Origin of the sequence: Pseudomonas sp. NFACC02 (assembly GCF_900110765.1) — a bacterium.
GTDB lineage: Bacteria > Pseudomonadota > Gammaproteobacteria > Pseudomonadales > Pseudomonadaceae > Aquipseudomonas.
Window position 1 is genome coordinate 100,448 of the sequence record NZ_FOEO01000010.1, and the last position, 14,862, is coordinate 115,309.

Sequence of the window (14,862 nt, forward strand, 5' to 3'; positions counted from 1 at the left end):
CAGGAGCGAGCCAGGCTCGCGGAATTTCGCGGATCACAAGAGACAGCAAAAACCAGTCACCCAATCGCTCCTTTCAAGAGCATTGAGGTGACTGGCTCGCTATGCAGGCGTGGTTGGCGCCTGACAGGCAATCTGTCTGTTGCTGTTACTGCTTGTTGGCGCCGTCTGGAACGAACACGTAGCCCACGCCCCAGACTGTCTGGATGTAACGCGGCTTGGCAGCATCGACCTCGATCAGACGACGCAAACGGGATATCTGGACGTCGATGGAGCGCTCCAGCGCGTCCCACTCACGACCGCGCGCCAGATTCATCAGTTTGTCGCGCGTGAGCGGCTCACGGGCGTGCATGACCAATGCCTTGAGCACCGCGAACTCACCCGTGGTGAGCATGTGAACTTCTTCGCCGCGCTTGAGCTCGCGGGTCGCCAGCGACAGCTCGTAGTCACCAAAGGTGACGGTTTCGTCTTCACTGGCAGGCGCTCCGGGAACCGGTACTGCCTGGCGACGCAGAACCGCTTTGACACGCGCCATCAGTTCATCGGGGTTGAAAGGTTTGGCGAGATAATCGTCCGCACCCAGTTCCAGGCCCTTGATACGGCTCAGCTCATCGCCCTTGGCGGTCAGCATGATGATTGGAACCTGATTGTTTGCGGCGCGCAGCCTGCGGCAAGCGGACAGCCCGTCCTCGCCTGGCAGCATCAGATCCAGCACCACGAGGTGGAAGACTTCGCGCGCCAAGAGCCGGTCCATTTGCTCAACGTTGGCCACAGCACGGGCGCGATAGCCTTTGCTGGTGAAAAAGCGTTCTAACAGGCTGCTCAAACCCGGGTCATCATCAACGATGAGGATTTTCTCGCCTTCAGCCGTTTGTGCAGTGCTGTTCATTGGAAGCTCCTTTGATCTCGGCGCGCATTATGGCGTAGCTGCTGTGATGCGCACCGTGTGCATTGTTAGCAGATTTTTCCTGAGCCGCCACTGGCGCGCGCTCGCACGGAATATGGACTGTCCGCCGTGGCCCGGTTGCCGGATTTCCGGCAACGGACAGGGCGATGCCCTAATCGGGGCTCACTGGGTATAATGCGCCGCCCTCAAGGTCAGGCAACACGCGCTTGCGGCGGTTCGCCAGCAGCTGATTTTTTGCACACACATTTGCCAGGTGGTTTTATGGACAGTATCAACAGCCGCATCGCCGAGGAACTCGGTGTCCGCCCGCAACAGGTCGAAGCGGCCGTCGCGTTACTGGATGAAGGCTCAACGGTGCCCTTCATCGCTCGCTACCGTAAAGAAGTGACTGGCAGCCTCGATGACACGCAACTGCGTCATCTGGAAGAACGCCTGCGCTATCTGCGCGAGCTCGACGAGCGTCGCATCAGCATCCTTGCCAGCATCGAAGAGCAAGGCAAGCTGACCCCGGAACTGGCGCGGGACATCAAGCTCGCCGACACCAAGACTCGCCTCGAAGACTTGTACCTGCCCTATAAACAGAAGCGTCGCACCAAGGGCCAGATCGCGCTGGAAGCGGGTCTGGGCGAACTGGCGGACGGCCTGTTCAACGATCCGACGCTGGCCCCCGAAACCGAAGCTGCACGGTTCGTCGACGCTGAAAAAGGCTTCGCCGACGTCAAGGCCGTGCTCGAAGGCGCGAAGTACATTCTCATGGAGCGCTTCGCCGAAGACGCCACGCTGCTGGAAAAACTGCGCAGCTTCCTCAAGCAGGAAGCCGTGATCAGCGCGCGCGTGGTGGCCGGCAAGGAAGAAGAAGGCGCCAAGTTCCGCGACTATTTCGAACATGACGAACCCCTGAAAAGCATGCCGTCGCACCGCGCGCTGGCCATCTTCCGCGGTCGCAACGAAGGCATTCTGAGTTCGGCGCTGAAAGTCGGTGAGGAACTGCCCGGCACGCTGCACCCGTGCGAAATGATGATCAGCGAGCGTTTTGGTCTGCAGAACCAGAATCGCCCGGCCGACAAATGGCTGGCGGAAGTCGTGCGCTGGACCTGGAAGGTCAAGCTGTATTCGCACCTGGAAACCGATCTGCTGGGCGAACTTCGCGATGGCGCAGAAACTGAAGCGATCAACGTGTTCGCCCACAACCTGCACGACCTGCTGCTCGCCGCCCCCGCCGGCCCACGCGCAACTCTGGGCCTGGACCCCGGTCTGCGTACCGGCTGTAAGGTCGCGGTGGTCGATGCCACCGGCAAGCTGCTGGATTACGCCACGGTTTACCCGCACGTACCCAAGAACCAATGGGACCAGACCATTGCAGTGCTCGCCGCGCTGTGCGCCAAGCACTCGGTTGACCTGATCGCGATCGGCAACGGCACTGCCAGCCGCGAGACAGACAAGCTTGCCGCCGACCTGATCAAAAAATACCCGGGCTTGAAAATGACCAAGGTCATGGTGTCCGAAGCCGGGGCGTCGGTGTATTCCGCGTCGGAACTCGCGGCCAAGGAGTTCCCGGACCTGGACGTGTCGATCCGTGGCGCTGTGTCTATCGCTCGCCGCCTTCAGGATCCGCTGGCGGAACTGGTGAAGATCGACCCGAAATCCATCGGTGTCGGCCAATACCAGCACGACGTTTCTCAGCTCAAGCTGGCGCGTGGCCTGGACGCCGTGGTCGAGGACTGCGTGAACGCCGTGGGCGTCGACGTGAACACGGCATCGGTCGCGCTGCTGGCACGCATTTCGGGCCTGAACACCACGCTGGCGCAGAATATCGTCACGCACCGTGATGAAAATGGCGCCTTCAAGACCCGCGCCGCCCTAAAAAAAGTCGCGCGCCTGGGTGAGAAAACCTTCGAACAGGCCGCAGGCTTCCTGCGCGTCATGAACGGCGACAACCCGCTGGACTCGTCCGCCGTTCACCCTGAGGCGTATCCGCTGGTGCAGCGTATTGCAGCCGAAACCGACCGCGACATCCGTTCGCTGATCGGCGATGCCAGCTTCCTCAAACGCCTGGATCCGAAGAAATTTACGGATGAGACCTTCGGTCTGCCAACCGTGACCGACATTCTTCAGGAACTGGAAAAGCCGGGCCGCGACCCGCGTCCCGAATTCAAGACGGCTGAATTCCAGGACGGCGTTGAAGACTTGAAGGACCTACAGCCGGGCATGATCCTGGAAGGCGTGGTCACCAACGTCACCAATTTCGGCGCGTTCGTGGATATTGGCGTACATCAGGACGGGTTGGTGCATATCTCCGCCCTTTCGGAGAAATTCATCAAAGACCCGCGCGAAGCGGTGAAGGCCGGTGACGTGGTCAAGGTCAAGGTCATGGAAGTCGACATCCCGCGCAAACGCGTCGGCCTGTCGATGCGTATGAGCGACACGCCCGGCGAGAAGGTCGATGGTGCCCGTGGTGCTCGTCCTGGCGCGGCACCGCGTCAGCAACAGAACAGCGCACCCCGCAAAGAAACCGCAACAGCCGCCCCGGCCAACAACGCCATGGCATCGTTGTTCGCCAACGCCAAGCAACTGAAGAAACGCTGATGGATATCCCTGAAGGCCTGACCGAGAGCGCTTACTTCAAGACGCTGGGCTGCAAACTGGTGAGGCTGGGCGACGGCGTTGCCGAAGTCACGCTGGCCCTGGAGCCTCACCTGCGCAATCGCGGCAATGTCATGCACGGTGGTGCATTGTTCAGTCTCGTCGACATCACCATGGGGCTGGCCTGTTCCAGCTCCCATGGCTTTGACAAGCAAAGCGTGACCGTGGAATGCAAGATCAACTACGTGCGCGGCGTTGCGGAGGGTGAAGTCACCTGCATCGGCACCGTGTTGCACGCGGGCCGGCGCACGCTGGTCGTCGAGGCTGAAGTGCGCCAGGACGACAAGCTCGTCGCGAAAGCGCAAGGCACGTTCGCGATCGTCTAGCTGTCAGATAGCGATATGAGTTAATTTCGGCACTGTGTATCAGTGTCGAAATTCCGTGACGGCATGTACACGACAGCCGTTCGGGAATGATCAGCGACAGGCATCGGCGTTCGGGCCAAAGACGAGGCGAAAACGCCAGTTCCTTTCTTCACCCTTGTAGACCGCCATATCGCCCCAATATAGGGCCGACTGACGCGTGAAGGAATCCAACTTGAGCAAACTTCTCAACCGCCGCCTGGCTTTGCTTGGCGAGCACTCTCACCTCTCCCTTCTGGAGAAGTGCCTGCACGGTATCGAGCGTGAATGCCTGCGCGTTACTGGCGAGGGTCGTCTGGCCCAGACTCCGCACCCGGAAGCGCTGGGCTCCGCGCTGACCAACGAACAGATCACCACCGACTACTCCGAGTCGCTGCTGGAGTTCATCACGCCAGCGCTGACCAATCCGGCCGAAACGCTGGAGAGTCTGGAAAAGATCCATCGGTTCGCCTACAGCAAGCTGGGAAGCGAGTACATCTGGAGCCCTTCGATGCCGTGCCCGCTGCCGGCCGAAGAAGACATTCCGATCGCGTATTACGGCACCTCGAACATCGGCAAACTCAAGTATGTCTATCGCCAGGGCCTCGCCTTGCGCTACGGCAAGACAATGCAATGCATTGCCGGAATTCATTACAACTTCTCGCTCCCCGAAGCCATCTGGCCGGTGCTCAAGCAGACCGAAGGCTTCGAAGGCAGCGACCGCGATTTCCAGTCCGAAAGCTACATCGGCCTGATCCGCAACTTCCGTCGTTACAGCTGGCTGCTGATGTACCTGTTCGGCGCATCGCCGGCACTGGACGCCAGCTTCCTGCGCGGCCGCTCTCACCGGCTGGAGCAGTTCGACGCCGACACGCTGTATCTGCCGTACGCCACCAGCCTGCGTATGAGCGATCTGGGTTATCAGAGCAACGCCCAGGCGGATCTGACGCCGTGCTACAACGATTTGCTGACCTACACCGACAGCCTGCGCAAAGCCGTGGCAACGCCTTATGCGCCGTACGTCGAAATCGGCACGCACAAAGATGGCGAGTGGATTCAGCTCAACACCAATGTGCTGCAGATCGAGAACGAGTACTACTCGACGATTCGTCCGAAGCGCGTCACCTATTCCGGCGAGCGCCCGATTCAGGCGTTGATGGCCCGTGGCGTGCAGTACGTAGAAGTGCGCTGCCTGGACATCAACCCGTTCCTGCCGGTCGGTATCGACCTGCAGCAATCGCGCTTCATCGACGCTTTCATTCTGTTCTGCGCCCTGCAGGACAGCCCTCAACTGGCCGATTGCGAATGCAGCAACGCCAGCAGCAACTTCCTCACGGTGGTGAAAGAAGGCCGTCGTCCAGGCCTGCAATTGAGCCGGAATACGGAAACCGTTGACCTGAAGAAATGGGCCCACGAGTTGCTGGACCAGATCGAGCCGATCAGCAAACTGCTGGACCAGAGCCAAGGCATCGAGGAGCACGTGAAGTCACTGGATGTGCAACGCGCCAAAGTCGCGGATTCGTCTCTGACGCCGTCGGCGCAAGTGCTGGCTGCCATGACCGAGCATAAAGAAGGCTTCACTGCGTTTTCCCTGCGTCAGTCGCTCGCACATGCTGAATACTTCCGCAGCCGGCCGTTGAGCGTCGAGGACCAGGCGGACTTTGAAACCAAAGCCCGCGATTCGCTGGCGCAGCAATCCGAAATGGAACAGACCGAAGAGCCTGTGGATTTCGACACGTTTGTCGGTGCGTATCAGGCGAGCATTCTGGCGATCAGTAACTGACGCGACGGAGATAAACACTGTGGGAGGGAGCTTCGCGAGCAAGCTCGCTCCCACAGACATTCCCATCAGGACTCAGGCCTCGTTTCACACCCGACGCACGTCGGTTAAATCGCCTTCTCGAAAATCTTCGAATTGCGCTGATAGTTGTACAGCGAGGCCCGGGCGCTCGGCAGGCGGTCTACGCTGCTTGGCTCGAAACCACGCTCGCGGAACCAATGGGCCGTGCGGGTGGTGAGCACGAACAAGGTTTTCAAACCCTGTGCCCGCGCCCTTTCTTCGATACGTTCAAGCAATTCATCCCCACGTCCACCGTGGCGGTATTCCGGGTTGACGGCCAGACACGCCAGCTCGCCCGCTTCGGAATCAGCGATCGGATACAACGCGGCGCACGCGATGATCAGCCCCTCACGCTCGACCACGCTGAACTGTTCGATCTCACGCTCCAGCACCTCGCGAGAGCGGCGCACCAGAATGCCTTGCTCTTCCAGCGGCGTGATCAGGTCGATCAATCCCCCGACGTCACCAATCGAAGCCTCGCGAACCAGTTCGAACTGTTCCTGGGCGACCAGCGTGCCGCCGCCTGCGCGGGTGAACAGCTCCGACAGCAAGGCGCCGTCTTCGGCATAACTCACGATATGACTGCGCGCCACGCCGCCACGGCAGGCCTGTGCGGCGGCGTCCAGCAGTTCAGCCTGATAGTTGTTGCCCAGACGCTGAAGGTGCGCCGGAACCTGCTGCGGACGCAGTTCGCGCACCAGACGGCCTTGTTCGTCGAGCAAGCCTGACTCCGCGCCGAACAGCAGCAGTTTCTCCGCGCCAAGGTCGATGGCCGCACGAGTGGCAACGTCTTCGCATGCAAGGTTGAAGATTTCCCCTGTCGGCGAATAACCGAGCGGCGACAGCAGAACGATGGAGCGCTCGTCGAGCAGGCGATTGATACCTTTACGGTCGATCCGACGCACCTCGCCGGTGTGCTGATAGTCCACGCCCTCCAGCACGCCAATCGGGCGCGCGGTCACGAAATTGCCGCCGGTCACACGCAACCGCGAACCCTGCATCGGGGACGCCGCCATGTCCATCGACAGACGTGCCTCGATGGCGATACGCAGCGCGCCGACCGCATCGATCACACACTCCAGCGTCGCCGCATCGGTCACACGCATGTCGCGATGAAAATGGGGCGTCAGGCCGCGCGCTTCGAGGCGACTTTCGATTTGTGGACGGGAACCGTGGACCAGCACCAGGCGAACGCCGAGGCTGTGCAGCAGCACCAGGTCATGAACGATGTTGCCGAAATTCGGGTGTTCAACGCCGTCGCCCGGAAGCATGACGATGAAGGTGCAATCCCGGTGGGCATTGATATAGGGAGACGCGTGGCGGAGCCAATTGACGTAATCGGGCATATCCGAAAGAGCCTGTAAAAAATGGACGAAGGGTGAAAGCACTCACAACGGCATGAGCTTTATCGTCGGAACAGGCATCGCAACACGCGGACTCTCCTCTGGGCTGAAACCTGCTCACACAGGAGTCAGGCAGTAATGTTCAATCAACGAACGCAATAGACGCACGGTAGGCTGCAAACGTGACATTTCGAGATATTCGCCCGGCTGGTGAGCACAGGCGATATCACCGGGGCCCAACACGATCGTTTCGCAACCAAGGCGCTGAAGATAAGGTGCTTCGGTTCCAAATGCCACTGCTTCGGCCGTATGACCTGTCAGACGTTCAGCAACGCGAACCAGTTCCGCATCGGCACTCTGCTCGAATGGCGCGACTTCCGAGAACAGTGGCGCGTAATCGATCTTCACCTGGTGCAGTTCGGCCAGCGGTTGCAGCTTCTGCCGGATCGCTGCACGGAGCATTTCCGGGTCCATGCCTGGCAGCGGACGCAGGTCAAATTCCAGCGAACACTGCCCGCAGATCCGGTTGGGGTTATCGCCCCCGTGAATGCAACCGAAGTTCATGGTCGGCGCCGGGACGCTGAATTGCGGATTCCGGTATTTCTCCTGCCATTGCTGACGCAGCCCCTTGAGCGCACCCATCGCGTCGTACATCGCCTCCAGGGCGCTGTGTCCCAGGCTCGGATCCGACGAATGGCCGCTTCGACCCAGAATCTCGATGCGCTCCATCATCACGCCTTTGTGCAGGCGAATGGGCTTGAGGCCCGTGGGTTCGCCAATCACTGCCGCGCGTCCCAACGGCGCACCCGCTGCGGCCAGCGCCTTGGCACCGGACATGGAGCTTTCCTCATCGCAGGTCGCCAGAATGATCAGCGGCTGCTTGAACGGCTTGTCCAGCAAAGGCTGCAGTGCCTCAATGGCCAGCGCGAAAAAACCTTTCATGTCGCAGCTGCCCAGCCCGACCCAGTTACCGTCGACTTCGGTCAGCTTCAGCGGATCGGTCTTCCACAACGCGTCGTCGTAGGGAACGGTGTCACTATGGCCAGACAACACCAGACCGCCAGGGCCTGTGCCATAAGTTGCCACCAGATTGAATTTGCCGGGGCTGACGTGCTGGATATCGCAGGCAAATCCCAGATCACCGAGCCAACCGGCGAGCAGATCGATGACCGCGCGGTTGGACTGGTCCAGCAAGGGCTGAGTACAACTCACCGAAGGCGCGGCGATCAGGGCCGCAAACTGGTCTTTCATGGACGGCAACGGCATGGACGACTCCTGAAATGCAGTGCGACTTGACGGTCATCATAGGGTGATTGGACAGCGGGAATAAACCGTCACGGGTGATGTCCTGTACACTGCACGACCCACGCAGCTGTGTCGATTCCGGCTGCGCCCCCTGTTTATCAGCGATAGAGCGCCTGGATTCCCGGCCATGCAGAAAGAAACCGAAATCAAACTCCGCGTCAGCCGCGAAACCCTCATTGCCCTGCGCGAGCACCCGTTGCTCAAAAAACGCAACAAAGGCGGCTGGCAACGTCTGGAGCTGTTCAATCAGTACTTCGACACGCCCGAGCGCGAACTCGCCCACGCCAAGGTCGCGCTGCGTCTGCGCCGTGATGGGGATGCGATCATCCAGACCCTCAAGACTCGCGGCCAGAGCGTCGCCGGCCTGTCCGAGCGTAACGAATACAACTGGGATGTGCCCAAAGCCAAGCTGGACCTGAAGAAGCTCGACGGCGAATGCTGGCCTGAGCAACTGGCGAATCTGGACAAGAAAACCATCAAGCCGCTGTTCACCACCGACTTCGTCCGTGAAAAGGCCGAGATTGCGTGGGGTCGCGGCAAGTCGAAGGTCGTGATCGAAGCAGCCCTGGATTTGGGCAATGTCATCGTCGGCAAGCAGAAGGAAGAAATCTGTGAGCTGGAGCTGGAACTGCGCGAAGGTGAACCGGCTGCCTTGTTGGAGCTGGCCGCCGAGCTGGCCGAGAAGTTGCCGTTGATGCCGTGTGATATCAGCAAGGCAGAACGCGGCTATCGCCTGTTCGACGCTGGCAGCTACTCGGTCAAGTTGCCGACGCCGGAGTTGCACGCTGAAACCTCCGTTGACGACGCCTACAGCGCGCTGGCCTGGTACCTGCTGGGCAGCAGTCAGCGTCTGGCCGAGCAGTACCGTTTCAACGGTCACTGGAGCCTGTTGCAGGAATGGGTCGAGGTGCTCGCCGAGCTGCGGGCACTGACCGGCAGTCTGGGCCAAGCTGCTCCGCGTGCCACCACCCACAATCTGCGCGCCGCGCTGGACGCCTTGCTGGAAGACTGGCGCACGCTGGTTCTGGCCGGTCAGGACGATGCTGACGTGCGCGCTGCTGCGCATGAGCAATTCATTGAAGAGCTCGAAGATCCGCGCTGGGGCCTGTTCTCGCTCACCACGTCGCGCTGGTTGATGGAGCGCAGCTGGACCGCCGAGCGCAACAACCGTGGGAATCGTCAGGGTAACGCGATGCTCAGCAGTTGGGTGCCGCGTTTCCTCGGTGACGAGGCAACCGCGCTTAACCTTGCGCGCTACCAGCAACAGCCAGAAGATCTGGCCGAGCAACTGCCGCGCATCGAGCGAATTCAGGTCTGGCTGCATTACGCGCGTCACACGCTGGAACTGCCGGAGCTGGATCGTTTGTACGGCGAGATGAACAAGCTCGAGCAACTGGCGCATCTGGACATCAGCGATGAGATCCTCGAAGCCCGTGTCCAGCAGACCATTACCGTGCTGCAAAGCCGGGCGTGGAAGACGTTGTTGAAGCTTTAAGCTCGACGCAGCACACATTGTAGGAGCGCGCTTGCCCGCGAATGCGGTGGATCAGTCACAGAGATGGCGGCTGACACCCCTCAATCGCGGGCAAGCGCGCTCCTACATGGGATAACGTCCTGCTTCAGCCTCATGGAAAAGATCCGGGCAACGATCACTTCACGATCGGCAAACTCGTCGTCGATTTGATCTCCGACAGCGCAACGGTCGAGTTCACTTCCTGAATACCCGGCACCATCGAGAGCTTCTCGAAGAAAAACCGCTCATACGCTTCGATGTCGGGTGTCACGATGCGCAGCAAAAAGTCCACCGACCCCATCAGCACATAACATTCCAGTACCTCCGGAAACCCGCGAATGGCTTCGGTGAATTCCGTGAAGTTGGAACGGCCGTGCGCGTTGAGCTTCACCTCGGCAAAGATCTGGGTGTTCAGCCCGATCTTCTTTCGATCCAGCAAGGTCACCTGCCGCCGAATCACGCCTTCGTCCTTCAATCGCTGGATCCTGCGCCAGCACGGCGATTGGGACAGGCCGACCTCTTCAGCGATCTGCGCGCTCGACAGTGAGGCGTCTTCCTGAAGAAGCGTCAGTATTTTGCGGTCGTAGGCGTCGAGCTCGATTTGCATAATCTATTTATCCAACCTCAAAAGCTCACATTAACAAGTCTAAACAGGCGCGAAAAGGACGATTTTAGACCAGAAGTTTCTCTTTCAGCATGTAAAACTTTCTCACACTCACACAGCTCATCGCGGTCCCGTTGACCGACGACGAAAACAGGAGAGTTCAGCATGCCGCACCTCGAATCAGTTCCCTGCGCTCCGCTTCGCCACGATGCCTGGTCTGTCAACAACGCCCACTGTCGGTCGCGTTTCCAGATCCTTGCCGAAGCCGAGCCTGATCTGATTTGTCGCGTGTTGAACCTGTTTGCCATGCAATATCTGATTCCTCAGCAGGTCAGCGTGCTACAGAAGGACGGCATGCTAATGATCGAGGCTGAAGTGGACGGCATGACTTGGCATCGCGCCCAAGTGATTGGCGAAAAAATGCGCAATTTGATCAATATTTGTTCAGTGGAACTGGAACCGATCGGCGATTTGCACGTCCTATCCGAGCCCGTCTCACTTGCTGTCGGTTGAGTGGCCGAAAATATTGGCAACGCTTCACTACCTGCAGGTCGCAACAACTGGCACGCTTGGGACTACTCTTGCTTACTCACGAAGTAAGTCGTCTCGTCCGAAGGAGCCCGCATGTCCGTCCTCGCCTCATCATCACAGGACCGCTGGCTGGATCTGAATGAAGTCCTGCGCGACCTCGTGGCGCAGGGATACATCGATCAGGACAATGCCGAATACGCATTGACCCTGCGCCGAACCGCGCAAAACCTGCAAATTCACCCGCTAGAGTTCATTTCCGCCCAGCAGTTTGACAACCTTAAACGCCCCGGCAAAAAGCTTGATCTGGAAACCCTCACCGCGTGGCTCGCTGAACAGGCCGGTCAGCCGTACATGCGCATCGACCCGTTGAAGATCAACGTGGCGGCCGTCACGCCGTTGATGTCCTATGCCTTTGCCCAGCGCCACAAGATTCTGGCGGTCTCCGTGGACCGAGACGCGGTGACCATTGCCAGCGCCCAGCCTTACGTGCAGGCGTGGGAAGCCGATTTGACCCACGTGCTGAAAATGCCGATCAAACGCGTGGTCGCCAACCCGGTCGACGTGCAAAAGCTGGCGGTGGAGTTTTACCGATTGGCCAAGTCGGTGAGCGGTGCCAGCGCGACCGATCAGAAAATAAGCAACATGGGCAACTTCGAACAGCTGCTCAAGCTCGGCGCCAGCGATCAGGAACCGGATGCCAATGACGCGCACATCGTCAACATCGTCGACTGGCTGTTCCAGTACGCGTACCAGCAGCGCGCCAGCGACATTCACATCGAGCCTCGCCGGGAAGCGGGGTCCGTGCGCTTCCGTATCGACGGGGTGTTGCACACCGTTTATCAGTTCCCGCCGCAAGTGACGATGGCGGTCACCAGCCGCCTGAAAAGCCTCGGCCGAATGAATGTCGCCGAAAAGCGCAAGCCACAGGACGGACGGGTCAAGACCAAAACCCCGGAGGGCGGCGAAGTCGAATTGCGCTTGTCGACGCTGCCGACGGCGTTCGGCGAAAAAATGGTGATGCGGATCTTTGACCCCGAGGTGCTGCTCAAGGACTTCGACCAGTTGGGTTTCTCCGGCGACGATCTGCGCCGCTGGGAAGGCATGACGCATCAACCCAACGGCATCATCCTGGTCACCGGGCCTACCGGTTCCGGCAAAACCACCACGCTGTACACCACGCTCAAGAAGCTGGCGACCTCGGAAGTGAACCTCTGCACCATCGAGGACCCGATCGAGATGGTCGAGCCGTCCTTCAACCAGATGCAGGTGCAGCACAACATTGACCTCACCTTCGCCAGCGGCGTGCGAGCGCTGATGCGGCAAGACCCGGACATCATCATGATCGGCGAGATTCGCGACCTGGAAACGGCTGAAATGGCAATCCAGGCAGCGCTGACCGGTCACCTGGTGCTGTCAACGCTGCACACCAACGACGCGCCGAGTGCAATCAGTCGCTTGCTGGAGCTCGGCGTGCCGCACTACCTGCTCAAGGCGACGATTCTTGGCGTCATGGCGCAGCGGCTGGTGCGGACACTCTGCCCGCACTGCAAGGCGCCAGTGGAGATCGATGAGGTGGATTGGCAGACCCTGACACGGCCATGGCAGGCCGCTGTGCCGACCGGCGCCCATCGCGCCGTCGGGTGCGCGGAGTGCCGCGACACCGGTTATCGCGGACGCGCCGGGGTGTACGAAATCATGCTGATGTCCGATGCGGTGAAATCGCTGATCACCGCGGACCTGGACCTCACCGCGTTGCGTCGACAAGGCTTCAAGGACGGAATGCGCAGTTTGCGGCTGTCCGGCGCCCAGAAAGTCGCGGCCGGGCTGACCACCGTCGAAGAAGTGCTGCGCGTCACGCCGCAGAGCGAACAGCGCTAGCGCTGGCTGCCCTGAACGCCTGTAGGAGCGTGCTTGCCCGCGAAATGCCGGTACATCCGACACAATTGTGTCGCCTGATACATCTATCGCGACAAGCGCGCCTTTACAGTTAGCTACTCACACATCCTTCACCCCGAAATCCAGCACGACTTTCATCGCTTGCTGCTTGTCACCCGCCAACTCGAACGCCTGCACCGCCTCGTGGAACGGAATGGTGTGCGAGATGACAGGCGTCACGTCGATCACTTTTCGATTGAGCAGGTCCACCGCTTGTGCGAATTCGGGATGAAAGCGGAATGTGCCGCGCAGATCGATTTCCTTGCCGACGACCAGATTCAGCGGAATCGACACATCACCGCCCAGTCCGACAGTCACCACCACGCCACGTGGCCGAACACAGGTCAGGCCGTCGCGCAGTGCCTGTGCGCTGCCCGAAGCTTCGAACATGACGTCGAAATGCCCTTTATCCGCGGTGTAGCGCGCCAAAGCCTCGGGTTCGTTCTTGAGGTTGTGGGTTTCGCTGGCGCCCATCCGGCGGGCGCACGCCAGCGCACTGTCGCTCAAGTCTGCGGCAACGATCTGCAACGCACCTGCCGCTTTCAGGCTGCCGATCAACAGATTGCCAATCGGCCCACAGCCGGTCACCAGAACACGCTTGCCGAACACGCCGCCCGCGCGCTGAATCGCATGCAAACCTACTGACAATGGCTCGGCCAGAGCACCTTCAGCCAACGTTGTCGTCGGCGCCAGCACATGCGCCTGACTGTTCTCGATCACCAGCGTTTCCCGGAACGCACCCTGGATATGGGGAAACGGCATTGCACTGCCGTAGAAGCGCATGTTCAGGCAGTGATTGGGCAGGCCCTCGTGGCAGAACTTGCAGCCTCCGCAGGGTCGGGAAGGCGAGACAGAAATGCGCTGCCCGACGCTAAACCCGCTTCGCGGATCGCCCACTTCCTCGATGACGGCCGAGATCTCATGGCCAAGCACCATCGGCTCTTTCAGACGCACCGCACCGAAACCGCCGTGCTGGTAGTAATGCAGATCCGAGCCGCAGATCCCGCCCCGGGCAACGCGCACCCGAAGCTGACCGGACGTCAACGCCGCGGCGTGCTCCTCGGCTTCTACGCGGAGATCTTTCGGGGCGTGGCAGACAATGGCTTGCATGAAGGTTCTCCGGATTACAACGACGCCGTGATGGCGCCGTCGACGTAAAGGATGTGGCCGTTGACGAAGCTGGCGGCGTCGGACGCGAGGAACACCGCCGCGCCTTTCAGTTCAGACACTTCGCCCCACCGACGGCTCGGCGTACGCTGCACCAGCCAGTCGCTGAACTCAGGATTGGCCACCAGCGCGGCGTTCAGCTCGGTCTTGAAGTAACCCGGCCCGATACCGTTGACATTGAGACCATGCGGCCCCCAATCAATCGCCATGCCTTTGGTCAGCATTTTCAAGGCGCCTTTGCTGGCGGTGTAAGGCGCGATGCCGGGTCGACCCAGCTCGCTTTGCACCGAACAGATATTGATGATCCGTCCGCGTCCGCGAGGAATCATGCAACGCGCTACCGCCTGGCCGACGAAAAAGGCGCTGTCCAGATTGGTCCGCATCAACTCGTGCCAGTTCGCTTCGGTGAAATCGGCCAACGGCCCGCGTCGCTGGATACCGGCGTTATTGACCAGAATGTCCAGCGGACCGACGCGGCTTTCGATCGCCTGAACGGCGGCGCCAACCGCTGCGCTGTCGGTGACATCGAAGCATTGTGTATGGACGTTATGTCCTTGCGCAGCCAACGTAGCCGCTGCGGCATTCAGGGTGTCGGCGTTTCTACCGTTAAGGACAACCGTGGCGCCCGCCTCGGCCAATCCCTGTGCGATCGCCAGCCCGATACCGGCGCTGGAGCCCGTTACCAGCGCGACTCTTTCGTTCAGACGAAAACTTTCGAGAACAGCCATAGTCGTTT

General features: G+C 60.1%; 12 protein-coding genes. 6 read left to right on the forward strand and 6 right to left on the reverse strand.

Features of this window, described 5'->3' with window-relative positions; translation table 11 throughout:
• Positions 1-145: 145 nt before the first annotated feature.
• Complete coding sequence (gene ompR / locus BMY73_RS11460) at positions 146-886, reverse strand: osmolarity response regulator transcription factor OmpR (RefSeq protein WP_062379541.1); 741 nt, start codon at positions 884-886, stop codon at positions 146-148.
• 279 nt (positions 887-1,165) lie between these two features.
• Between ompR and BMY73_RS11465 the strand changes: the two genes are divergently transcribed.
• The 3 genes from BMY73_RS11465 to gshA all read left to right on the forward strand — a co-directional run bounded on the left by BMY73_RS11465 (position 1,166) and on the right by gshA (position 5,671).
• Positions 1,166-3,490, forward strand: coding sequence for a Tex family protein (locus BMY73_RS11465; protein ID WP_092407170.1), 2,325 nt, complete (start codon positions 1,166-1,168; stop codon positions 3,488-3,490).
• Positions 3,490-3,873 (forward strand): PaaI family thioesterase, encoded by a 384-nt coding sequence (locus BMY73_RS11470; RefSeq protein ID WP_062379545.1) that lies wholly within the window; start codon positions 3,490-3,492, stop codon positions 3,871-3,873. The genes BMY73_RS11465 and BMY73_RS11470 overlap by 1 nt, the downstream gene beginning before the upstream one ends.
• A 211-nt stretch (positions 3,874-4,084) precedes the next feature.
• A complete protein-coding gene (gene gshA, locus BMY73_RS11475; RefSeq protein ID WP_062379547.1) occupies positions 4,085-5,671 on the forward strand; it encodes a glutamate--cysteine ligase in 1,587 nt (528 codons plus the stop codon).
• Between the two features lie 104 nt (positions 5,672-5,775).
• Here gshA and argA read toward each other — a convergent pair whose 3' ends face one another.
• Both argA and argE read right to left on the reverse strand, forming a co-directional pair.
• Positions 5,776-7,074, reverse strand: coding sequence for an amino-acid N-acetyltransferase (argA, locus tag BMY73_RS11480; RefSeq protein WP_062379549.1), 1,299 nt, complete (start codon positions 7,072-7,074; stop codon positions 5,776-5,778).
• A 114-nt stretch (positions 7,075-7,188) separates the two neighbouring features.
• Entirely contained in the window at positions 7,189-8,337 is a 1,149-nt protein-coding gene (argE, locus tag BMY73_RS11485; RefSeq protein WP_092407174.1) for an acetylornithine deacetylase, read from the reverse strand.
• 166 nt (positions 8,338-8,503) lie between these two features.
• Between argE and BMY73_RS11490 the strand changes: the two genes are divergently transcribed.
• Positions 8,504-9,871: a CYTH domain-containing protein gene (locus tag BMY73_RS11490; protein ID WP_092407176.1), complete on the forward strand. Its 1,368-nt coding sequence runs from the start codon at positions 8,504-8,506 to the stop codon at positions 9,869-9,871.
• Positions 9,872-10,025: 154 nt separating this feature from the next.
• Here the strand turns inward: BMY73_RS11490 and BMY73_RS11495 are convergent, their stop codons facing one another.
• On the reverse strand, positions 10,026-10,496 hold the full coding sequence (locus BMY73_RS11495) for an Lrp/AsnC family transcriptional regulator (RefSeq protein ID WP_092407178.1): 471 nt from the start codon (positions 10,494-10,496) through the stop codon (positions 10,026-10,028).
• Between the two features lie 162 nt (positions 10,497-10,658).
• On the opposite strand from BMY73_RS11495, the gene BMY73_RS11500 reads away from it, so the two are divergent.
• Positions 10,659-11,006 carry a hypothetical protein gene (locus tag BMY73_RS11500; protein ID WP_062379557.1) on the forward strand — a complete coding sequence of 116 codons (348 nt, stop codon included), beginning with the start codon at positions 10,659-10,661 and terminating at the stop codon, positions 11,004-11,006.
• A gap of 111 nt (positions 11,007-11,117) precedes the next feature.
• Positions 11,118-12,902: a type IV pilus assembly ATPase TfpB gene (locus tag BMY73_RS11505; protein ID WP_092407180.1), complete on the forward strand. Its 1,785-nt coding sequence runs from the start codon at positions 11,118-11,120 to the stop codon at positions 12,900-12,902.
• Between the two features lie 117 nt (positions 12,903-13,019).
• On the opposite strand, the gene BMY73_RS11510 is transcribed toward BMY73_RS11505, so the two are convergent.
• Both BMY73_RS11510 and BMY73_RS11515 read right to left on the reverse strand, forming a co-directional pair.
• A complete protein-coding gene (locus tag BMY73_RS11510) occupies positions 13,020-14,069 on the reverse strand; it encodes an L-idonate 5-dehydrogenase (protein ID WP_062379561.1) in 1,050 nt (349 codons plus the stop codon).
• Between the two features lie 14 nt (positions 14,070-14,083).
• Complete coding sequence (locus BMY73_RS11515; RefSeq protein WP_062379562.1) at positions 14,084-14,854, reverse strand: glucose 1-dehydrogenase; 771 nt, start codon at positions 14,852-14,854, stop codon at positions 14,084-14,086.
• Between the last annotated feature and the right edge of the window lie 8 nt (positions 14,855-14,862).